Annotated in this window: 22 protein-coding genes and 1 pseudogene; 17 read left to right on the top strand and 6 right to left on the bottom strand. The window is 61.0% G+C overall.

The window, feature by feature from the left end; all coding sequences use genetic code 11:
- From hslU to ACIOUG_RS24520, 6 genes are all read left to right on the top strand, one after another.
- On the top strand, positions 1–1143 hold a 1143-nt coding region (gene hslU / locus ACIOUG_RS24495), incomplete at its 5' end, for an HslU--HslV peptidase ATPase subunit (protein ID WP_401069371.1).
- Positions 1144–1269: 126 nt separating this feature from the next.
- Complete coding sequence (locus ACIOUG_RS24500) at positions 1270–1647, top strand: gamma-butyrobetaine hydroxylase-like domain-containing protein (RefSeq protein WP_401069374.1); 378 nt, start codon at positions 1270–1272, stop codon at positions 1645–1647.
- 257 nt (positions 1648–1904) lie between these two features.
- Positions 1905–3584 carry a class II poly(R)-hydroxyalkanoic acid synthase gene (gene phaC, locus ACIOUG_RS24505; protein ID WP_401069377.1) on the top strand — a complete coding sequence of 560 codons (1680 nt, stop codon included), beginning with the start codon at positions 1905–1907 and terminating at the stop codon, positions 3582–3584.
- Positions 3585–3724: 140 nt separating this feature from the next.
- Positions 3725–4579 (top strand): poly(3-hydroxyalkanoate) depolymerase, encoded by an 855-nt coding sequence (gene phaZ / locus ACIOUG_RS24510; protein WP_401069379.1) that lies wholly within the window; start codon positions 3725–3727, stop codon positions 4577–4579.
- Between the two features lie 139 nt (positions 4580–4718).
- A complete protein-coding gene (gene phaC, locus ACIOUG_RS24515; RefSeq protein ID WP_401069382.1) occupies positions 4719–6401 on the top strand; it encodes a class II poly(R)-hydroxyalkanoic acid synthase in 1683 nt (560 codons plus the stop codon).
- Between the two features lie 30 nt (positions 6402–6431).
- Positions 6432–7052, top strand: a complete 621-nt coding sequence (locus ACIOUG_RS24520; protein WP_401069385.1) for a TetR/AcrR family transcriptional regulator — start codon at positions 6432–6434, stop codon at positions 7050–7052.
- A 257-nt stretch (positions 7053–7309) separates the two neighbouring features.
- On the opposite strand, the gene ACIOUG_RS24525 is transcribed toward ACIOUG_RS24520, so the two are convergent.
- From ACIOUG_RS24525 to ACIOUG_RS24535, 3 genes are all read right to left on the bottom strand, one after another.
- Entirely contained in the window at positions 7310–8230 is a 921-nt protein-coding gene (locus ACIOUG_RS24525) for a phasin family protein (protein ID WP_401069388.1), read from the bottom strand.
- Positions 8231–8240: 10 nt separating this feature from the next.
- The gene (locus ACIOUG_RS24530) at positions 8241–8663 is read right to left on the bottom strand and encodes a phasin family protein (protein WP_401069391.1); all 423 of its coding nucleotides are present in this window, start codon (positions 8661–8663) and stop codon (positions 8241–8243) included.
- Between the two features lie 205 nt (positions 8664–8868).
- Positions 8869–9144, bottom strand: a complete 276-nt coding sequence (locus ACIOUG_RS24535) for a polyhydroxyalkanoic acid system family protein (protein ID WP_401069394.1) — start codon at positions 9142–9144, stop codon at positions 8869–8871.
- Positions 9145–9298: 154 nt separating this feature from the next.
- On the opposite strand from ACIOUG_RS24535, the gene ubiE reads away from it, so the two are divergent.
- The 11 genes and pseudogenes from ubiE to ACIOUG_RS24590 all read left to right on the top strand — a co-directional run bounded on the left by ubiE (position 9299) and on the right by ACIOUG_RS24590 (position 17478).
- Positions 9299–10069, top strand: coding sequence for a bifunctional demethylmenaquinone methyltransferase/2-methoxy-6-polyprenyl-1,4-benzoquinol methylase UbiE (ubiE, locus tag ACIOUG_RS24540; RefSeq protein WP_003220857.1), 771 nt, complete (start codon positions 9299–9301; stop codon positions 10067–10069).
- Positions 10069–10692: an SCP2 domain-containing protein gene (locus ACIOUG_RS24545; protein WP_401069397.1), complete on the top strand. Its 624-nt coding sequence runs from the start codon at positions 10069–10071 to the stop codon at positions 10690–10692. The genes ubiE and ACIOUG_RS24545 overlap by 1 nt, the downstream gene beginning before the upstream one ends.
- Positions 10689–12293, top strand: coding sequence for a ubiquinone biosynthesis regulatory protein kinase UbiB (gene ubiB, locus ACIOUG_RS24550; protein ID WP_401069400.1), 1605 nt, complete (start codon positions 10689–10691; stop codon positions 12291–12293). Before ACIOUG_RS24545 ends, ubiB begins: the two co-directional genes overlap by 4 nt.
- Before the next feature lie 80 nt (positions 12294–12373).
- A complete protein-coding gene (gene hisI / locus ACIOUG_RS24555) occupies positions 12374–12775 on the top strand; it encodes a phosphoribosyl-AMP cyclohydrolase (RefSeq protein ID WP_003220851.1) in 402 nt (133 codons plus the stop codon).
- Positions 12768–13100 carry a phosphoribosyl-ATP diphosphatase gene (locus ACIOUG_RS24560; RefSeq protein ID WP_007909355.1) on the top strand — a complete coding sequence of 111 codons (333 nt, stop codon included), beginning with the start codon at positions 12768–12770 and terminating at the stop codon, positions 13098–13100. The genes hisI and ACIOUG_RS24560 overlap by 8 nt, the downstream gene beginning before the upstream one ends.
- A 25-nt stretch (positions 13101–13125) precedes the next feature.
- The gene (locus ACIOUG_RS24565; RefSeq protein ID WP_003220847.1) at positions 13126–13407 is read left to right on the top strand and encodes a twin-arginine translocase TatA/TatE family subunit; all 282 of its coding nucleotides are present in this window, start codon (positions 13126–13128) and stop codon (positions 13405–13407) included.
- A 9-nt stretch (positions 13408–13416) separates the two neighbouring features.
- A complete protein-coding gene (gene tatB, locus ACIOUG_RS24570; protein ID WP_401069404.1) occupies positions 13417–13875 on the top strand; it encodes a Sec-independent protein translocase protein TatB in 459 nt (152 codons plus the stop codon).
- Positions 13872–14663 carry a twin-arginine translocase subunit TatC gene (tatC, locus tag ACIOUG_RS24575; RefSeq protein ID WP_027611295.1) on the top strand — a complete coding sequence of 264 codons (792 nt, stop codon included), beginning with the start codon at positions 13872–13874 and terminating at the stop codon, positions 14661–14663. Before tatB ends, tatC begins: the two co-directional genes overlap by 4 nt.
- Positions 14660–15367: a 16S rRNA (uracil(1498)-N(3))-methyltransferase gene (locus tag ACIOUG_RS24580; RefSeq protein ID WP_401069406.1), complete on the top strand. Its 708-nt coding sequence runs from the start codon at positions 14660–14662 to the stop codon at positions 15365–15367. The genes tatC and ACIOUG_RS24580 overlap by 4 nt, the downstream gene beginning before the upstream one ends.
- 311 nt (positions 15368–15678) lie before the next feature.
- Positions 15679–16623, top strand: a pseudogene (locus ACIOUG_RS24585) (methyl-accepting chemotaxis protein); the annotation flags it as partial.
- A 141-nt stretch (positions 16624–16764) separates the two neighbouring features.
- Complete coding sequence (locus ACIOUG_RS24590) at positions 16765–17478, top strand: methyl-accepting chemotaxis protein (protein ID WP_371262571.1); 714 nt, start codon at positions 16765–16767, stop codon at positions 17476–17478.
- A gap of 154 nt (positions 17479–17632) precedes the next feature.
- Here the strand turns inward: ACIOUG_RS24590 and ACIOUG_RS24595 are convergent, their stop codons facing one another.
- The 3 genes from ACIOUG_RS24595 to ACIOUG_RS24605 form a co-directional block, all read right to left on the bottom strand.
- Positions 17633–18367: an amino acid ABC transporter ATP-binding protein gene (locus tag ACIOUG_RS24595; RefSeq protein ID WP_401069409.1), complete on the bottom strand. Its 735-nt coding sequence runs from the start codon at positions 18365–18367 to the stop codon at positions 17633–17635.
- Positions 18360–19319 (bottom strand): amino acid ABC transporter permease, encoded by a 960-nt coding sequence (locus tag ACIOUG_RS24600; protein WP_103485248.1) that lies wholly within the window; start codon positions 19317–19319, stop codon positions 18360–18362. The genes ACIOUG_RS24595 and ACIOUG_RS24600 overlap by 8 nt, the downstream gene beginning before the upstream one ends.
- A 182-nt stretch (positions 19320–19501) precedes the next feature.
- On the bottom strand, positions 19502–19981 hold a 480-nt coding region (locus tag ACIOUG_RS24605; protein ID WP_401069412.1), incomplete at its 5' end, for a transporter substrate-binding domain-containing protein.

A 19981-nucleotide genomic window follows, 5' to 3' on the forward strand; every position in this document is an offset into this window, starting at 1 on the left:
GCCCGTCGCCTGGCGAAACTGGCCAACGCGCCGTTCATCAAGGTCGAAGCGACCAAATTCACCGAAGTCGGCTACGTTGGCCGCGACGTCGAATCGATCATCCGTGATCTCGCCGACGCCGCGATCAAGATGCTCCGCGAGCAGGAAATGACCCGCGTACGCCACCGCGCCGAAGACGCTGCCGAGGACCGTATCCTCGACGCACTGCTGCCACCGGCCCGCATGGGCTTCAGCAATGAAGAAGCGCCAAGCAGCGATTCCAACACCCGCCAACTGTTCCGCAAGCGCCTGCGCGAAGGGCAACTGGACGACAAGGAAATCGAGATCGAAGTCGCCGAAGTGGCCGGCATCGAAATCGCCACGCCGCCAGGCATGGAAGAAATGACCAGCCAGTTGCAGAACCTGTTTGCCAACATGGGCAAGGGCAAGAAGAAGGCGCGCAAGCTCAAGGTCAAAGAAGCGCTGAAACTGGTGCGCGACGAAGAGGCCGGGCGTCTGGTCAACGAAGAAGAGTTGAAGGCCAAGGCGCTGGAAGCGGTCGAGCAGCACGGCATAGTGTTCATCGACGAAATCGACAAGGTCGCCAAGCGCGGCAATGTCGGCGGCGCCGATGTCTCCCGTGAGGGCGTACAGCGCGACCTGCTGCCGCTGATCGAGGGCTGCACCGTCAACACCAAGCTGGGCATGGTCAAGACCGACCACATCCTGTTCATCGCCTCCGGTGCATTCCACCTGAGCAAGCCGAGCGACCTGGTACCAGAGCTGCAGGGTCGTCTGCCGATCCGTGTCGAACTCAAGGCGCTGAGCCCGGAAGACTTCGAACGCATCCTCAGCGAGCCGCACGCTTCGCTCACCGAGCAATACTGCGCGCTGCTGAAAACCGAAGGTCTGAACATCCAGTTCCAGCCGGAAGGCATCAAGCGTCTGGCGGAGATCGCCTGGCAGGTCAACGAGAAAACCGAGAACATCGGTGCCCGTCGCCTGCACACGCTGCTCGAGCGTTTGCTGGAAGAGGTGTCGTTCAGCGCCGGCGACTTGGCCAGCGCGCATGACGACAAGCCGATCCTGATCGACGCCGAGTACGTCAACAGCCATCTGGGCGAATTGGCGCAGAACGAAGACCTGTCCCGTTATATCCTGTAGGTCGCCTTCTCTGTAGGAGCTGCCGCAGGCTGCGATCTTTTGATTTTGATTTATAAAAGACAAGATCAAAAGATCGCAGCCTGCGGCAGCTCCTACAGGGTGTTCCATCTAGTCGGATGACCTGCAATGACCAATATTCCCACCGACATCAAACTGCACAAAGCCTCGAAAACCCTGACGCTCAAATACGCGTCCGGCGAGGAGTACACCCTGCCCGCCGAATTTCTGCGCGTGCATTCTCCCTCCGCCGAGGTCCAGGGCCACGGCAAACCGATCCTGCAATTCGGCAAGCTCAATGTCGGCCTCAGCGGCCTGGAGCCGGCCGGTCACTACGCACTGAAACTGACCTTCGACGACGGTCACGACAGCGGCTTGTTCACCTGGGATTACCTCTACGAGCTGGGGCGACGTCATGACGCACTCTGGGCCGATTATCTGGCCGAGCTCAAAGCGGCCGGGAAAACCCGCGATCCGGACCAGTCGATCGTCAAGCTGATGCTCTAGTCCGAGACTCTTGCTCTTTAGAGGGCATTTTCTAAATTCATCTGTTTGAATGCTCCGCTGTGTGGCCGAGGATCGGCCTGCTTGCGAAAAAAATTAAACTCGGGTAACCAATGGAGCTGGCAAGTTCCCTGCAATGCTCTACGACTGTAAAGCAGCTATGCAGAATTAACGGTCACCCGAGCAGTAGTACCTGGCATTGGCTGTGGAACTGCACAGCAGAAACCGGGTACTCGTCTCAGGACAATGGAGCGTCGTAGATGAGTAACAAGAATAACGATGACCTGAAGTACCAAGCCTCGGAAAACACCCTGGGGCTTAATCCCGTCGTTGGGCTGCGCGGAAAGGATCTGCTGGCCTCTGCTCGTATGGTGCTGACCCAGGCCATCAAACAACCGATCCATAGCGTCAAGCATGTGACCCATTTCGGTCTCGAACTGAAGAACGTGCTGTTCGGCAAATCCGCACTGCAACCGGCCAGCGATGACCGTCGCTTCGCGGATCCGGCGTGGAGCCAGAACCCGCTCTACAAACGTTATCTGCAGACTTACCTGGCGTGGCGCAAGGAGCTCCATTCCTGGATCGACGACAGCAGCCTGTCACCCAAAGACATCGCGCGCGGCCACTTCGTGATCAACCTGATGACCGAAGCCATGGCCCCGACCAACACCGCAGCCAACCCGGCAGCGGTCAAACGCTTCTTCGAGACCGGCGGCAAAAGCCTGCTCGACGGCCTCTCGCACCTGGCCAAGGATCTGGTACACAACGGCGGCATGCCGAGCCAGGTCAACATGGGCGCATTCGAGGTCGGCAAGAGCCTCGGCGTGACCGAAGGCGCGGTGGTGTTTCGCAACGACGTGCTGGAGCTGATCCAGTACAAGCCGATCACCGAGCAGGTCCACGAGCGCCCGTTGCTCGTGGTGCCGCCACAGATCAACAAGTTCTACGTTTTCGATTTGAGCCCGGACAAGAGTCTGGCGCGCTTCTGCCTGCGCAATAACGTGCAGACCTTCATCGTCAGCTGGCGCAATCCGACCAAGGCCCAGCGCGAGTGGGGCCTGTCGACCTACATTGATGCGCTGAAGGAAGCGGTCGACGTGGTCACCGCCATCACTGGCAGCAAAGACATCAACATGCTGGGCGCCTGCTCCGGCGGTATCACCTGCACCGCCCTGCTCGGCCACTACGCCGCCCTCGGCGAAAAGAAGGTCAACGCCCTGACCCTGCTGGTCAGCGTGCTCGATACCACGCTGGACAGCGACGTCGCCCTGTTCGTCGACGAGCAGACCCTCGAGACCGCCAAGCGCCACTCGTACCAGGCCGGCGTGCTCGAAGGCAAAGACATGGCCAAGGTCTTCGCGTGGATGCGCCCCAACGACCTGATCTGGAACTACTGGGTCAACAACTACCTGCTCGGCAACGAGCCGCCGGTGTTCGACATCCTGTTCTGGAACAACGACACCACAAGGTTGCCGGCAGCGTTCCACGGCGACCTGATCGAGATGTTCAAAAACAACCCACTGATTCGCTCCAATGCACTGGAAGTGTGCGGTACGCCGATCGACCTCAAGCAGGTCACCGCCGACATCTTCTCGCTGGCCGGCACCAACGACCACATCACCCCGTGGAAGTCCTGCTACAAGTCGGCGCAACTGTTTGGCGGCAAGGTCGAGTTCGTGCTGTCGAGCAGCGGGCATATCCAGAGCATCCTGAACCCGCCGGGCAACCCGAAATCGCGCTACATGACCAGTGAAGGCATGGCCGCCAATGCCGACGACTGGCAAGAGAACTCGACCAAGCACACCGATTCCTGGTGGCTGTACTGGCAGGCGTGGCAGGCCGAGCGCTCGGGCAATCTGAAAAAAGCGCCGACCAAACTCGGCAACAAGGCGTATGCGCCAGGTGAAGCATCGCCGGGCACTTACGTTCACGAGCGGTAACTGACACCTCGCCCCCCCTATAGGAGCTGCCGCAGGCTGCGATCTTTTGATCTTGTTTTTTAGAATCAGAGTCAAAAGATCGCAGCCTGCGGCAGCTCCTACAGGGGGGCGGGGATGAATTAATCCACAGGGCCTGAAGCATGCCGCAACCGTTCATTTTCCGTACCGTCGATCTGGATGGGCAGACCCTCCGCACCGCGGTACGCCCCGGCAAGCCTCATTTGACGCCCTTGCTGATTTTCAACGGCATCGGCGCCAACCTGGAGCTGGTGTTTCCGTTTGTCGCGGCGCTGGACCCGGATCTGGAAGTGATCGCCTTCGACGTGCCCGGTGTCGGCGGCTCGTCGACGCCGAGCCGGCCGTATCGCTTTCCCGGGTTGGCGAAACTGACCTCGCGGATGCTCGACTACCTCGACTACGGTCAGGTCAACGTGATCGGCGTGTCCTGGGGCGGCGCGCTGGCGCAGCAATTCGCCCACGACTATCCCGAGCGCTGCAAGAAACTGGTGCTGGCGGCGACCGCAGCCGGTGCCTTCATGGTCCCGGGCAAACCGAAAGTGCTGTGGATGATGGCCAGCCCAAGGCGCTACATCCAGCCGTCCCACGTGATCCGCATTGCGCCGTTGATCTACGGCGGCTCGTTCCGCCGCGACCCGACGCTAGCGGCCAGCCATGCGGCGAAAGTGCGTTCGGCGGGCAAGCTCGGTTATTACTGGCAACTGTTCGCAGGCCTGGGCTGGACCAGCATTCACTGGCTGCACAAGATCCATCAGCCGACCCTGGTGCTGGCCGGCGACGACGATCCGCTGATCCCGCTAATCAACATGCGCATGCTCGCCTGGCGCATTCCCAACGCGCAGTTGCACATCATCGACGACGGTCATCTGTTCCTGATCACCCGCGCCGAAGCCGTGGCGCCGATCATCATGAAATTCCTCGAGGAGGAACGGCAGCGCGCCGTGATGCATCCACTTCCGACACCGCTGGGCGGATAGCTCACTGCGGCAGGCTTTATGCAGGGCTTTGAACAAAGTGCGTGGCAGGACGCCGCGCAGGCAGCAACCCGTAACAGCGACTATGGTGTTCTGGTTCGGTGAGTTTGTTTTTGACCTGAAGACGAAGGAGTGTTGAGTCATGCGCGACAAACCTGCGACGGGCGTAGTGCCCAGTCCCGCCGTGTTCATCAATGCACAAAGTGCAATGACCGGCCTGCGTGGCCGGGACCTGCTCTCGACCTTGCGCAGCGTCGCCGCCCACGGTCTGCGCAACCCGCTCCACAGCGCCAGACACGCCTTGAAGCTCGGCGGCCAGCTCGGTCGCGTGCTGCTCGGAGAAACCCTGCATCCGACCAACCCGCAGGACACCCGGTTCGCCGACCCGGCGTGGAGCCTCAATCCCTTCTATCGACGCAGCCTGCAGGCGTATCTGGCCTGGCAGAAACAGGTCAAGAGCTGGATCGATGAAAGCAGCATGAGCGAGGACGACCGCGCCCGTGCGCACTTCGCCTTCACCCTGCTCAACGACGCCGTCGCGCCGTCCAACACCTTGCTCAATCCGCTGGCGGTGAAGGAACTGTTCAATTCCGGCGGCCAGAGTCTGGTGCGCGGCCTGAGCCATCTGTTCGATGACCTGCTGCACAACGATGGCCTGCCGCGTCAGGTCACCAGACAGGCTTTCGAGGTCGGCAAGACCGTCGCCACCACTACCGGCGCAGTGGTCTTTCGCAACGAGCTGCTGGAGCTGATCCAGTACCGGCCAATGAGCGAAAAACAGTACGCCAAACCGCTGCTGGTGGTGCCGCCGCAAATCAACAAGTACTACATTTTCGACCTCAGCCCGCAAAACAGCTTCGTCCAGTACGCACTGAAAAACGGTTTGCAGACCTTCATGATCAGTTGGCGCAACCCGGACGTGCGTCACCGTGAATGGGGCCTGTCGACCTACGTCGAAGCGGTGGAAGAAGCGATGAACATCTGCCGGGCGATCACCGGCACGCGCGAGGTCAACCTGATGGGCGCCTGCGCCGGTGGCCTGACCATCGCCGCGCTGCAAGGGCATCTGCAGGCCAAACGGCAGCTGCGGCGGATCTCCAGCGCGACCTATCTGGTCAGCCTGCTCGACAGCGAGATCGAAACCCCGACCACCCTGTTCGCCGACGAACAGACCATCGAAGCGGCCAAACGCCGTTCCTACCAGAAAGGCGTGCTGGACGGCCGCGACATGGCCAAGGTGTTCGCCTGGATGCGGCCCAACGATTTGATCTGGAGCTACTTCGTCAATAACTACCTGCTCGGCAAAGAGCCGCCGGCCTTCGACATTCTCTACTGGAACAACGACAACACCCGCCTGCCCGCCGCGTTCCACGGTGACCTGCTGGACTTCTTCAAGCACAACCCGCTGACCCACCCGGGCGGGCTGGAGGTCTGCGGCACGCCGATCGACCTGCAGAAAGTCACGGTCGACAGCTTCAGCGTGGCCGGGATGAACGACCACATCACGCCGTGGGACGCGGTGTATCGCTCGACGCTGTTGCTCGGCGGCGAGCGGCGCTTCGTGCTGTCCAACAGCGGCCACGTGCAAAGCATCCTCAACCCGCCGAGCAACCCGAAAGCCAATTACGTCGAGAACGGCAAGCTGAGCAGCGACCCGCGCGCCTGGTACTACGACGCCAAGCGCGTCGAGGGCAGTTGGTGGCCGCAGTGGCTGGAATGGATTCAGCAGCGCTCCGGCGCCCAGCGCGAAACCCTGATGACCCTCGGCAACCCGAACTATCCACCGATGGAGGCAGCACCCGGCACCTACGTGCATGTGCGCTGACGCTTAACCGAACTTTTCTAAGAAGACTGGATGAAAACCCGCGACCGGATTCTCGAATGTGCCCTGCAACTGTTCAACGAAAAGGGTGAGCCCAACGTCTCCACCATGGAAGTTGCCAACGAAATGGGGATCAGCCCCGGCAACCTCTACTATCACTTCCACGGCAAGGAGCCGTTGATTCTCGGCCTGTTCGAACGCTTCCAGAATGAACTGGCGCCACTGCTCGATCCACCGTCGGATGTCGAACTGGCGCCCGAGGATTACTGGCTGTTTCTGCATCTGATTGTCGAGCGCCTGGCGCAATACCGGTTCCTGTTCCAGGACCTGTCGAACCTCGCCGGGCGTCTGCCGAAGCTGGCCAAGGGCATTCGCAATCTGCTCAACGCCCTCAAGCGCACGCTGGCGTCATTGCTGGCGCGGCTGAAGGCCGGGGGGCAGTTGGTCAGTGATACCCAGGCGTTGGGGCAACTGGTGGAGCAGATCACCATGACCCTGCTGTTCTCGCTGGACTATCAGCGGATTCTCGATCGCGAGGGCGAGGTCAAACTGGTGGTGTACCAGATCATGATGCTGGTGGCGCCTCATCTGCTGCCGCCGGTGAAGGTGGCGACGGAGCGAATGGCCCTGCAATACCTCGAAGATCACGACTGAAATCAAGAGCCCCTCACCCTAACCCTCTCCCAGAGGGAGAGGGGACTGACCTTATTGTCTTACGCGATACGGCGACCTGAAAAATCCAGTCGATTATGGATTCAATACGACACTTTCAGGTCGGTGTAAGGCTGAAGCATCCCCGAATCGGCCCCCTCTCCCTCGGGGAGAGGGCTGGGGTGAGGGTAAGCTTTTAAAAAGCACAAACAAAAACGCCCGACCTTCACAGGCCGGGCGTTTTGTTTTGGCCTGAAAAATCAGGACTGACTGGTTGGCGTCGACGGGGTCGATGCAGCAGTCGGGGTGGCTACCGGGGTCGGTGCAGCGGCGGAGTTCGACGCGCTGGCCGGGGTTGCCGGGGTAGCAGGCTTGGCTGCCGCAGGTGCAGCCGGTTTCGGCGCAGCGGCTTTCGGCGCGGCCGGTTTTTTCACTGCCGGTTTTTTCGCCGCTGCCGGTTTCGCGGCTGGCTTGGCAGCAGGTTTTGCAGCTGCGGTTTTCGCCGCTGGCTTGGCTGCTGGCTTCGCCGCGGTTTTAGCCGCAGGCTTCGCAGCTGCCTTGGCGGCTGCAACCGGCTTGGCCGCTGCTTTCGCAGCAGGTTTGGCGGCAGCCGTTTTCGCTACGGATTTAACGGCTGCTTTAGCCTTCGCAACTGGTTTGGCAGCCGCTTTGACCAATGGCTTGGCAGCTGTTTTGGCTGCCGGTTTTGCCGCTGCAGTTTTAGCTGCCGGTTTGGCCGCAGCGGTTTTCGCCGCTACCGGACGTGCCTTCTCGCCGGTAAGTTTCTCGATCTGCTTGGTCAGGGTTTCGACCTTGCTGTGCAGCGCTTTGACTTCATTGCGGCTTGGCACACCGAGGCGCGAAATCGCACTGTTCAGGCGCTTGTCGAAAGCCCCTTCCAGTTCGTCCCACTTGCCCAGTGCGCGATCTTTCACGCCGCTGATGCGCGACTTGGCCGAAGAAGCGGAATCCTTGGCGGCATCGACTTTCTTGCCGACTGCAGACTTGGTGAGCTTCTCGGCTTTCTCGCCGTCTTTGACCAGTGACTCGAAGAGTTTGCTGCCGTCAGTGTCGATCTTCGAGTACACGCCTAAACCAGCCAGCCAGATTTTGCGGGAGTAGTCTTCGACTTTCCCAATCCACGAGCTGCCTTCTTTATCGGTGTTCTTTTTACCAGCCATCCCGTTCTCCTTAAGATTTACGCGCGACGCGTTCGAGCAATGCCGTCAGCTCATCGAGCTTAGCAGAGAGTGTCTCAACGTCATGTTTAGACGGAATGCCGATACGATTCAAGGCACTTGCTACGCGGGAGTCGAACGCCTTCTCGACCTTGTCGAGCTGAACTTCGACGCGACCTTTGAACGAGCTGACTTCATCCTTGGCTTCGTCGATGTCGGCGTTGGCGGCTTCGAGCTTTTCGGTGACGACTTTTTTGCCTTTCTTTTCAACAGCTTGACCAGCCTTGATCAACTCCTGAAAGTAGTCGCTGCCCTCTTGGCCGACCTTGGCGTAGGCACCCAGGCCTGCCAGCCAGATCTTGCGGGCATAGGATTTGACGTCGCTCAGAGCAGAAGTCGAAACATCGATTTTTTTCTTCAGAATTACTTTGGCCATGGTCCACCTCACGCGCAGAAGGTTTGAGGAACTGCCCGCAAAGGTGTCGGGCTCAGGCACAAAGTAGGCAGAAAAATTAGAAACGGCACCCTAACAACTGACATAAATGAGGGGTGCCTGAATGAAAAGATCGCAGCCTTCGGCAGCTCCTACAGGGATACACATTCCCATGTAGGAGCTGCCGAAGGCTGCGATCTTTTGATGTTCAGACCAGCGCCTTGTCCAGCGCCTTCTCGATCTCGGCTTTGATCATGCCGCTCATGGCCGACATCATGATGCCCAGTTCGACGTCGACCTTGATCGAGTCGTCAGCCACATGCACCGCGCCTTTCACGCCCGAACGCTTGAGGTTCAGGGTGTCGCCCGACCACTGCGGTTCCAGGCCATATTGATCGGAGAGTTTCTGCGCCAGCTTGTCGGCCTTCTCGCGGGCGGCTTCCTTGCCCAGGCTGTGGGCACGCTCAACAGTGATTTTGGCCATTGAATGACTCCTGCTTGATGAATAGGTGCTGGTAAATCTTGACCGCGTCTGCGGCAAATCGTCCCGAAGGTTGCCCATCTTACCTTTAGCCATTCCAAGACAAAGCATGGCTTGGGGATTAGAATGTCGCGCATTCTCTTTTGGTGACAGCGATATGACTGATCAGCGCAAAGGCAGCGATGCCGAACCCACCACTCACTTCGGCTTCAAAAATGTTCCGGAAAGCCAGAAAGCGGAAAAAGTCGCTGAGGTGTTCCACTCCGTAGCCGCGAAGTACGACCTGATGAACGACCTTCTGTCGGGCGGCATGCACCGTCTGTGGAAGCGTTTCGCGATCGAACTGTCCGGTGTGCGCAGCGGTAACCGCGTGCTCGACATCGCCGGCGGCACCGGTGACCTAACCAAGAAATTCTCGCACCTGGTTGGCCCGACAGGTCAGGTGGTATTGGCCGACATCAACGAATCCATGCTCAAGGTCGGTCGTGACCGCCTGCTGGATCTGGGTGTCTCGGGCAACGTCGAATTCGTGCAGGCGGACGCAGAAAAACTGCCGTTCCCGGACAACCATTTCGACTGTGTGACCATCGCCTTCGGCCTGCGCAACGTGACGCACAAAGAAGACGCCCTGCGCTCGATGCTGCGCGTGCTCAAGCCCGGCGGTCGCCTGCTGGTGCTGGAGTTCTCCAAGCCGACCAACGCATTGATGTCGAAAGCCTACGACGCTTATTCGTTCGCCTTCATGCCGCTGATGGGCAAGCTGATCACCAATGACTCGGAAAGCTATCGCTACCTGGCCGAATCGATCCGCATGCACCCGAATCAGGAAACCCTGAAGTCGATGATGGTCGACGCAGGTTTCGACCGCGTGACCTATCACAACATGACCGCAGGCATCGTCGCCCTGCACCGCGGCATCAAGCCCTGATGTTGCTCACCGGGCTGCTCGCCAGCGTCGAACTCGGCCTCAACCGGGTGCTGCGTCTCGACAGCACGGCGCTGCCGCGGCTGGCGCATCTGACTGGCAAAGTGATTGCCGTGGATTGCCTCAGCCCGGCGCTGCAACTGTTCATCCTGCCCAGCGATGAGGGCCTGATGCTCGCCTCACACTGGGAAACCGGCGTCGACTGCACCCTGCGCGCCCCGGCTTCAAGCCTGGTGAAACTGGCCGTGAGCAAAGACAAGACCGCGGTGCTGCACGCCCCGGAAGTCGAACTCGACGGTGACAGCGGCGTGCTGCTGGAACTGGCCGGGGTGCTGCAGGATCTGGAGCTGGACTGGGAGTACGAACTCTCGCGCTGGCTCGGCCCGGTCGCCACGCAACTGATCGGTGGCCACCTGCGCAGCCGCACACGCTGGTATCAACAAGGCTTTGCCAGCCTCAACCAGAACCTCGCCGAATACCTCGCCGAAGAATCGCGCACCCTCGTCGGGCAGCGCGAAGCCGAAGCGCGGTTCAGTGAACTGGACCGGATCAAACTTGATCTGGAACGTCTCGAGGCGCGTTTCGAGCGCCTTTCCCGATCCCTCGACCCAAGCGATAACGCATGAAGCTGCTTGCCGTCCGCCGTCTGTTGCGCATCCAGCGCGTCGTGATCCGCTACCGCCTCGATGATCTGCTGTTCGAGCTGCCGCTGCCCTGGTTTCTCCTGGCGCTGCGCTACGTGCTGCCGTGGCGCTGGTTCCCGCGCAAGCCGCTGGAGTTGAGCCGTGGCGCGCGCCTGCGTCTGGCGCTGCAGGATCTGGGGCCGATTTTCATCAAGTTCGGGCAGATCCTCTCGACCCGGCGCGACCTGCTGCCGGAAGATATCGCCGATGAGCTGATGCTGCTGCAGGACCGCGTGCCGCCGTTCGATTCGCAGCTGTCGATCAAGCTGATCGAAGAACAGCTGGGCAAGAAGATCAGCGAAGTGTTCAGCCGTTTCGACGTCGAACCGCTGGCCTCGGCCTCGGTGGCACAGGTGCACGCCGCGCAACTGAAGAGCGGCGAAGAAGTGGTGGTCAAGGTCATCCGCCCGGGCCTGAAACCGGTGATCGCTCAGGATCTGGCGTGGCTGTTCATCCTCGCCCGCGCCGCCGAAAAGGTCTCCGCCGACGCCCGCCTGCTGCACCCGGTGGACGTGGTGCAGGACTACGAAAAAACCATCTACGACGAACTCGACCTGCTGCGCGAGGCGGCCAACGCCAGCCAGTTGAAGCGCAACTTCGAAGGCTCGCCGCTGCTCTACGTGCCGCAAGTCTATTGGGACTGGTGCCGGCCGAAAGTGCTGGTGATGGAGCGCATCTACGGGATTCAGGTGACCGATCTGGAGACCCTCGCCGACCAACGCACCGACATGAAAATGCTCGCCGAGCGCGGCGTGGAGATCTTCTTCACCCAGGTGTTCCGCGACAGTTTCTTCCATGCCGACATGCACCCGGGCAACATCTTCGTCAGCACCGTCAACCCGTGGAGCCCGCAGTACATCGCGATCGACTGCGGCATCGTCGGCAGCCTGACCCCGGAAGACCAGGACTACCTGGCGCGCAACCTGTTCGCCTTCTTCAAGCGCGACTACCGCCGCGTGGCGCAGTTGCACCTCGATTCGGGCAGGGTGCCGGCGGAAACCAAGCTCAACGAATTCGAAGCGGCGATCCGCACCGTGTGCGAGCCGATCTTCGAAAAACCGTTAAAAGATATTTCATTTGGCCAGGTGCTGATGCGCCTGTTCCAGACCGCGCGGCGCTTCAACATGGAAGTCCAGCCGCAGTTGGTGCTGCTGCAAAAGACCCTGCTGAACATCGAAGGCCTCGGCCGTCAGCTGTACCCGGATCTGGATCTGTGGAACACCGCGCAGCCGTTCCTCGAGCGCTGGATGCGCGAGCGCGTCAGCCCGAAAGCCTTGCTCGGCAACGTGCAGAGCCAGTTCGAACAGCTGCCGCACCTGGCCAACATGGCCCGCGACCTGCTCGAACGCATGTCCCAGCCGCACGCCTACGACCCGCCACCACCGTGGCACAAACGCAAAGACGACTGGTTTCTGCGCCTGCTCGGTTGCGCGCATCTGGCGGGTGGGACGATCCTCGCCGCCGGCGGCCCGTTGCACGAACTGGGGCATTGGCCGGCGGGCATCATGGTGGCAGTCGGCTTGTATCTGGTCGTTCGCCGATAGCCAGTTTGCTGATCGGCTGGCACACTGTTTCAACGCCTGAACCCGACTATCGAAGTGGGGGTTCGCTGTCGGAGTCGAAGATGAAAAACTGGCTGGACGAGATCAAGTGGGACGCGGATGGCCTGGTGCCGGCGATTGCCCAGGATCACAAGACCGGACGCGTGCTGATGATGGCCTGGATGAACCGCGAAGCGCTGGAACTGACTGCTGCGGAAAACCGTGCAATCTACTGGTCACGTTCCCGTGGCAAGCTGTGGCGCAAGGGCGAAGAGTCCGGCCACGTACAGACCCTGCATGAAATGCGTCTGGACTGTGATGCCGACGTGATCATCCTGATGGTCGAACAGATCGGCGACATCGCTTGCCATACCGGCCGTCAAAGCTGCTTTTACCGCGTCTACGAAAACGGCGACTGGAAAACGGTCGACCCGGTTCTGAAAGACCCGCACGCTATCTATTCCGCAGGACATAAACATGAGTGACACCCTGACTCGCTTGGCCGAAGTGCTCGAAGAGCGCAAAGGCGCAGCGGCCGACAGCTCATATGTAGCTAGTCTGTATCACAAGGGCCTGAACAAGATTCTGGAGAAAGTCGGCGAAGAGTCGGTCGAAACCATTATTGCCGCCAAGGACGCCGCCATCAGCGGTGACTGCAGCGATGTGATTTACGAGACTGCCGACCTGTGGTTCCACAGCATGGTCATGCTCGCCCAACTGGGGCAGCATCCACAGGCCGTGCTGGATGAACTGGATCGTCGCTTCGGTCTGTCCGGACACGTCGAGAAAGCCTCGCGTCCGTCCGCCTGAACAATTTTTAGAGAGGAACAGCAACATGGGCATTTTTGACTGGAAACACTGGATCGTCATTCTGGTAGTCGTGGTGCTGGTGTTCGGCACCAAGAAACTGAAAAACCTCGGCACCGACGTCGGCGAGTCGATCAAGGGCTTCCGTAAAGCCATGAACGATGACGAAAAGCCGGCCGCCGATCCGACCGTAACGCCTGCGCAACCGGTACCACCGGTGCAGCCGCAAGCCACCGCTCAGGCCAACCCGCCGCACACCATCGACGTGCAGGCGCAGAAAGTCGAAGAGCCGATCCGCAAAGACGTGTGAGACTGACAAATGTTTGGTATCAGCTTCTCTGAACTGCTGCTCGTCGGCCTCGTCGCCCTGCTGGTGCTGGGCCCCGAGCGTCTGCCGGGCGCTGCGCGCACCGCTGGCCTGTGGGTCGGCCGGCTGAAGCGCAGCTTCAACGCGATCAAACAGGAAGTTGAACGTGAAATCGGTGCCGACGAGATCCGTCGGCAACTGCACAACGAGCACATTCTGTCGCTGGAGCAGGAGGCGCGGAAGATTTTCACGCCGGTTCAGCAGGAGCCTACGCCGGTTGAGCATGTGGGTGAGCAGACGATTCATGCGCCAGCCGCGCCCGCTGCACCTGCACCTGCACCTGCACCTGCCGTAGCGACAACCGAACCAGTGCCCGCTGCTGCAAATACTTCGGTTGAACACGTAGCCACGACCGCCGCGCCGATCACACCAGCGCCTCACGACTCCACACTGCCGCCGCGAGCCCCATGAGCGATCTCCCCGAAAACGACCAGCACATGCCGCTGGTATCGCACCTGACCGAGTTGCGCACCCGCCTGCTGCGTTGCGTGGCGGCGGTATTCATCATCTTCGCCGGGTTGTTCGCGTTCACCCAGCAGATCTACACCTTTGTCTCGACGCCGCTGCGCCAGTACCTGCCGGTCGGCGCGACGATGATCGCCACGGATGTGTCGTCGCCGTTCCTGACGCCGCTGAAGCTGACGATGATGGTCTCGCTGTTCCTTGCGATCCCGGTGATCCTGCATCAGATCTGGGGCTTCATCGCGCCGGGCCTGTACAAGCATGAGAAACGCATCGCGGTGCCGCTGCTGGTGTCCAGCATCCTGTTGTTCTACACCGGCATGGCGTTCGCCTATTACTTCGTGTTCCCGCTGATCTTCAAATTCTTCGCCGCCGCCACCCCGGCCGGCGTGGAAATGATGACCGACATCACCAGTTACCTCGACTTCGTAATGACTCTGTTCTTCGCCTTCGGCGTCGCGTTCGAAATCCCGGTGGCCGTGGTGCTGCTGGTGTGGATCGGCGTGGTCGACGTCAAATACCTGAAGAAGATCCGCCCGTACGTGATCATCGGCTGCTTCGTGGTCGGCATGATCCTCACGCCGCCGGACATCTTCTCGCAGACCCTGCTGGCGGTACCGATGTGGATGCTGTTTGAAATCGGCATTCTGTTCGGCGGCCTGATCAGCAAGCGCGAACGCCCGGACGAAACGCCGGCCGACGACCACAACGACCAGCCGCCAGCGACCCAGGCATGAACCTGCTGTTGCTCGAAGAAGCCGACTTCATCGCGGCCGACCGCGTCGTGCTGCGTGACCGGCGCCTGACCCACATGCAGGAAGTTCACCGCTCGCAAGTCGGCGACAGCCTGCGCGTGGGACGCATCAACGGACTGATGGGTTCGGCTGAACTGCTGCGCCTTGAGGCCGGCGAAGCGGAATTGCGCGTCAGCCTCGATCAGCCGCCACCGGCCAAGCTGCCGCTGACCCTGGTCCTGGCCCTGCCCCGCCCGAAAATGCTGCGTCGAGTGTTCCAGACCGTGGCGACCATGGGTGTGTCGAAGGTGATTCTGGTCAACAGCTACCGGGTCGAGAAGAGTTTCTGGCAGACGCCGTTTCTCGAGCCGGAAGCGATTCGCGAGAATCTGATCCTCGGTCTCGAACAGGCCCGCGATACCGTGCTGCCGGAAATCATCATCGAGAAGCGCTTCAAGCCGTTCGTCGAAGACCGCCTGCCAGCGATCAGCGAAGGCACCCTCGGTCTGGTCGGCCATCCCGGCAACTACCCGTCCTGCCCGCGCGCATTGAGCGAACCGGTGACCCTGGCGATCGGCCCCGAAGGCGGCTGGATCCCCTACGAAATCGACCTGTTGAGCAAGTCCGGCCTGCAACCGGTGCAACTGGGCGAGCGCATCCTGCGCGTCGAAACCGCCGTCACCGCCCTGCTCGCCCGCCTGTTCTGACACACTATCCCCCCCTGTAGGAGCTGCCGCAGGCTGCGATCTTTTGATCTTGCTGTTAAAAACAAAATCAAAAGATCGCAGCCTGCGGCAGCTCCTACACAGGGGCGGTGTCGGACAAATCGGGTTACAGATTGCCATCACCCCGCCGATACAGTCCCCATAAGTCCAATTAGTGGTCCGAGGGGAGTCGTCGCATGTACCGTTGGTTAGCCGAGAATCTTGGGAACGTCAGCGTCAAACGCAAGCTGGGCATCGGTTTCGGCCTGGTGCTGTTGCTCACCCTGCTGATTACCTTTACCGGCTGGACCGGCATGGGCGGCATCATCAGCCGTGGCGACAAGCTGGGCTTCATCTCCAGCCTCAACGAGCTGACCAAGGACCTGCGCCTGGCGCGTCTGGACTATGAAATGCGTCGCGGCGAACAAGGCCCGGGCGCGGTCAACGAGCTGCTGAACAAACTCGACAGCGGCCTGCAAACCGCACGCGGCCTGATCGAACAACCGTCCGACGCCGCCAAGGTCGACCAACAACTGGCCGCCGTCGCCGAGTACAAACGCGCCTTCACCGACATGGTGCAGGCCGGCGCCAACCGCGAAGACGCCCGCAGCAAACTCGGCGCCACCGCCGACAATGCCGTGGCCAAAGTCGCCGAGGTGGAGAAATCCATGTTGCAGGGTGACAGCGTGGCGCAGTTCAACGCGGTGATCGACCTGAGCAAACTGATCCAGCAGGCGCGCTTCCAGGTGCGCGGCTACACCTACAGCGGCAAAACCGAGGCCGAGCAACCTGCGCTCGACGCCATCGACAATGCCCTGAACAACCTCGAAACCCTGCCGGCCAAACTGCCTGAGCAGCACATCGCCAACCTGCAGCAGGCCACCGACTCGCTCAAGGCTTATCGCGCGGCGGTCAGCCAGTTCCGCGACTCGCAGGTCGCCAGCGCCAAGGCCCTGGCCCGCATGTCGACCCAGGGCGACATCCTCCTCGACGTCAGCAAGCAACTCACCGAATCGCAGACCGTGGTGCGTGACACCGACGCCGCCAGCGCCAAGAACCAGTTGATCATCGCCACCCTGCTGGCCGTGGCCTTCGGCTTGCTGGCCGCGTGGGCGATCACTCGGCAGATCATCATCCCGCTGAACCAGACCCTGAAAGTCGCCGAGCGCGTGGCTGCCGGCGACCTGACCCACAATCTGGTGTCGCAGCGCCGCGACGAACTCGGCCAGTTGCAGCGCTCGATGCAGAGCATGACCCAAGGCCTGCGCGACCTGATCGGCGGCATCCGCGATGGCGTCACGCAGATCGCCAGCGCCGCCGAGGAGCTGTCGGCGGTGACCGAGCAGACCAGCGCCGGGGTCAACAATCAGAAGATCGAGACCGATCAGGTCGCCACCGCCATGAACGAAATGGCCGCCACCGTGCAGGAAGTCGCGCGCAACGCCGAGGAGGCTTCCGAAGCCGCCGTGGCCGCCGATCAACAGGCCCGTGAAGGCGACAAGGTGGTGGGTGAAGCGATCGCGCAGATCGAGCGTCTGGCAGTTGAAGTCGGCCACTCCACCGAGGCCATGGGCGAGCTCAAGCGCGAGAGCGACAAGATCGGCAGCGTGCTCGACGTGATCAAATCGGTGGCCCAGCAAACCAACCTGCTGGCGCTCAACGCCGCGATCGAAGCGGCGCGTGCCGGTGAGGCCGGGCGTGGTTTTGCGGTGGTCGCCGATGAAGTGCGCAGTCTCGCCCAGCGCACGCAGAAGTCCACGGAAGAGATCGAAGAGCTGATCGTCGGCCTGCAGAACGGCACCCAGCAAGTGGCGACGATCATGGACAACAGCCGCAGCCTGACCGACAGCAGCGTCGAACTGACCCGCCGCGCTGGTGGCTCACTGGAAAGCATCACCCGCACCGTCTCGGCGATTCAGGCGATGAACCAGCAGATTGCGGCGGCTGCCGAGCAGCAGAGTGCGGTGGCTGAAGAGATCAACCGTAGCGTGCTGAATGTGCGGGATGTGTCGGATCAGACCTCGGCGGCGAGCGAAGAGACGGCAGCGTCGAGTGTTGAGCTGGCGCGGTTGGGGACGCATCTGCAGATGCTGGTGGGGCGGTTCAAGGTTTGAGGTGATGCATCGGCCTCGGTTCGCTTTGGACCGAGGTGATGCTATCGCTGGCAAGCCAGCTCCCACAGGTTTCTAGTCGTTCACAAAGTTTGTGTTCAACCCGTTCACTGTGGGAGCTGGCTTGCCAGCGATGGCATCCAAAAGAACGCTGAAGTTACAGGACCTGCCGCAGGAAGGCCTGGGCCCGCGGATCCTTCGGCGCATCGAAGAACTCGGCTGGAGAAGCATCTTCCAGCAGTTTGCCGTGATCGAAGAACAGCACCCGATCCGCCACTTCCCGGGCGAAACCCATTTCGTGGGTCACGCAAACCATGGTCATGCCTTCCACGGCCAGGTTCTTCATCACATCCAGCACTTCGCCGACCATTTCCGGGTCGAGGGCCGAAGTCGGCTCGTCGAACAGCATGACTTTCGGCTCCATCGCCAGCGCCCGGGCAATCGCCACGCGCTGTTGTTGACCGCCGGACAAACGCGACGGGTATTCCCGCGCCTTCTGCGCAATACCGACCTTCTCCAGCAACGCCAAGGCCTTGGCCTCACTTTCCTTCTGCCCGCGCTTGCGCACGACTTTCTGCGCCAGGCAGAGGTTTTCCAGCACGGTCATGTGCGGGAACAGGTTGAAGTGCTGGAACACCATGCCGACTTCGCGGCGGTAGGCGTTGACGTCGGTTTTCGGGTCGGCCAGTTGCAGGCCGTCGATGCTCACCGAGCCTGAGTCGAATTCTTCCAGACCATTGAGGCAACGCAAGAAGGTCGACTTACCGGAACCGGACGGGCCGATCACCACCAGCACTTCACCCTTGGCGACAGAAGTGGTGACGTTATCCACCGCCCGGACTACCTGACCACGGGTGTCGAAGACTTTTACCAGATCGCGGACTTCAATCACTTTGCGCGAGCCTCCGCTCAAGCCGGCTGGCGATTTTCGACAGCGGCAGGTTGATCAACAGGTACAGGCCGGCGACGCAGAACAGGATCTCGAACGGCGAGAACGAGGTGGTAATGACTTCACGACCACTTTTCAGCAGCTCGGTAATCGCAATCACCGACACCAGCGAGGTGTCCTTGACCAGACTGATGAACTGCCCGGCCAGCGGCGGCAGCACACGTTTGAACGCTTGCGGCAGCACCACGTGGCGCATCGACTGGCCGGCGCTCAGACCCAGCGAACGCGCCGCTTCGTTCTGGCCACGGGCAATCGACTGCACGCCGGAACGGATGATCTCGGCCACGTACGCCCCAGTGAACAGCGACAGCGCGGCGATCCCGGCGAACTCGCGGGACAGGTTCATCACGGTACCGATGAAGAAGTAGAAAATGAAAATCTGCACCAGCAGCGGCGTGCCGCGCACCAGTTCGACATAGATGCTCGACAGGTCGCGCAGGGTCGGGTTGTTCGACAGGCGGCACAACCCGGTGACCAGTCCGATCAGCAGACCGAGTACCCCAGACACCACCGACAGCCACAGTGTGGTCCACAGCCCCCACAACAGCGGCCCTGCCGCCCAATGCCGGGTCACGCCCACGACGTCACCTTCAGCAACATCGTCGCCCTGAGCGAATTGCAGGCTGTTCTCGTCGACGGTCAGGTGCTGCTCATCACCGGCGTCGTTGCGCAGGGTGACCTGCGCGCTGCCGCCCTTGCGCACCAGTTCGGTGACGGTGGAGATATCGGTGGCACGCTGGGATTCTTCGGCCTGATAGGCGAAGTACTGCGGCACACGGTTCCAGCGCCATTCGTAGGACATCAGCGACGTGGCGTAATACAACGCGCCCGCCAGGCCGACCAGCACCAGCACGGTCAGGACGTGCCAGGGCCATTGGGCTTTTTTCTGTTTCATCTAAGAGCAAATCCATATCGATCAGGATGCTCGCTCCCTCTGTGGCGAGGGAGCTTGCTCCCGCTGGGGTGCGGAGCAGCCCTGAAATCAGCTACCGCGCAACGTCGGGTAGAACGAGTCAACCGGTTTACGACTGCTTCGCAGCCGAGCGGGAGCAAGCTCCCTCGCCACAACGACCGGGCTTATTCCATGTCCTTGAGCCACTCGGTGCTCTTGAACCACTTGTCATGGATGCGATCGTAGGTGCCGTCTTCGTGGATCTGGTGCAGGAAGTTGTTGATGAAGTTGATGCTGTCGTAATCACCCTTCTTCAGACCGAAGGCCAGCGGCTCGTAGGTGAACGGCTTGTCGAGGAACACCAGTTTGCCGGCGCCGACCTTGCTCACCGCGACCACGTTGTACGGCGCGTCGTAGATGAACGCGTCGGCCTTGCCGTTGACCACATCGAGCACGGCTTCCTGCTCGTTGTCGTAGCCGTGGTACTTGGCCTTGGCGATCAGCTTCTTGGCGACCATTTCGCCGGTGGTGCCGAGCTTGGAGGTGATGCGGTAGTCGGCGGTGTTCAGGTCTTTATAGGACTTGATGGTGCCTTCCAGCTCCATGGGGGGGGTGGGGGGGGGGGGGGGGGGGGTGGGGGGGGGGGGGGGGGGGGGTGGGTTGGT

It is taken from the genome of Pseudomonas sp. NPDC087803, from assembly GCF_044742995.1.
In the GTDB taxonomy this organism is placed as follows: domain Bacteria; phylum Pseudomonadota; class Gammaproteobacteria; order Pseudomonadales; family Pseudomonadaceae; genus Aquipseudomonas.

Bases quoted from the DNA above. Each gene is read 5' to 3' on its own strand.
- ACIOUG_RS24500 (WP_401069374.1), top strand. From the start codon at position 1,270: ATGACCAATATTCCCACCGACATCAAACTGCACAAAGCCTCGAAAACC.
- phaC (WP_401069377.1), top strand. From the start codon at position 1,905: ATGAGTAACAAGAATAACGATGACCTGAAGTACCAAGCCTCGGAAAAC.
- phaZ (WP_401069379.1), top strand. From the start codon at position 3,725: ATGCCGCAACCGTTCATTTTCCGTACCGTCGATCTGGATGGGCAGACC.
- phaC (WP_401069382.1), top strand. From the start codon at position 4,719: ATGCGCGACAAACCTGCGACGGGCGTAGTGCCCAGTCCCGCCGTGTTC.
- ACIOUG_RS24520 (WP_401069385.1), top strand. From the start codon at position 6,432: ATGAAAACCCGCGACCGGATTCTCGAATGTGCCCTGCAACTGTTCAAC.
- ACIOUG_RS24525 (WP_401069388.1), bottom strand. From the start codon at position 8,230: ATGGCTGGTAAAAAGAACACCGATAAAGAAGGCAGCTCGTGGATTGGG.
- ACIOUG_RS24530 (WP_401069391.1), bottom strand. From the start codon at position 8,663: ATGGCCAAAGTAATTCTGAAGAAAAAAATCGATGTTTCGACTTCTGCT.
- ACIOUG_RS24535 (WP_401069394.1), bottom strand. From the start codon at position 9,144: ATGGCCAAAATCACTGTTGAGCGTGCCCACAGCCTGGGCAAGGAAGCC.
- ubiE (WP_003220857.1), top strand. From the start codon at position 9,299: ATGACTGATCAGCGCAAAGGCAGCGATGCCGAACCCACCACTCACTTC.
- ACIOUG_RS24545 (WP_401069397.1), top strand. From the start codon at position 10,069: ATGTTGCTCACCGGGCTGCTCGCCAGCGTCGAACTCGGCCTCAACCGG.
- ubiB (WP_401069400.1), top strand. From the start codon at position 10,689: ATGAAGCTGCTTGCCGTCCGCCGTCTGTTGCGCATCCAGCGCGTCGTG.
- hisI (WP_003220851.1), top strand. From the start codon at position 12,374: ATGAAAAACTGGCTGGACGAGATCAAGTGGGACGCGGATGGCCTGGTG.
- ACIOUG_RS24560 (WP_007909355.1), top strand. From the start codon at position 12,768: ATGAGTGACACCCTGACTCGCTTGGCCGAAGTGCTCGAAGAGCGCAAA.
- ACIOUG_RS24565 (WP_003220847.1), top strand. From the start codon at position 13,126: ATGGGCATTTTTGACTGGAAACACTGGATCGTCATTCTGGTAGTCGTG.
- tatB (WP_401069404.1), top strand. From the start codon at position 13,417: ATGTTTGGTATCAGCTTCTCTGAACTGCTGCTCGTCGGCCTCGTCGCC.
- tatC (WP_027611295.1), top strand. From the start codon at position 13,872: ATGAGCGATCTCCCCGAAAACGACCAGCACATGCCGCTGGTATCGCAC.
- ACIOUG_RS24580 (WP_401069406.1), top strand. From the start codon at position 14,660: ATGAACCTGCTGTTGCTCGAAGAAGCCGACTTCATCGCGGCCGACCGC.
- ACIOUG_RS24590 (WP_371262571.1), top strand. From the start codon at position 16,765: ATGAACGAAATGGCCGCCACCGTGCAGGAAGTCGCGCGCAACGCCGAG.
- ACIOUG_RS24600 (WP_103485248.1), bottom strand. From the start codon at position 19,319: ATGAAACAGAAAAAAGCCCAATGGCCCTGGCACGTCCTGACCGTGCTG.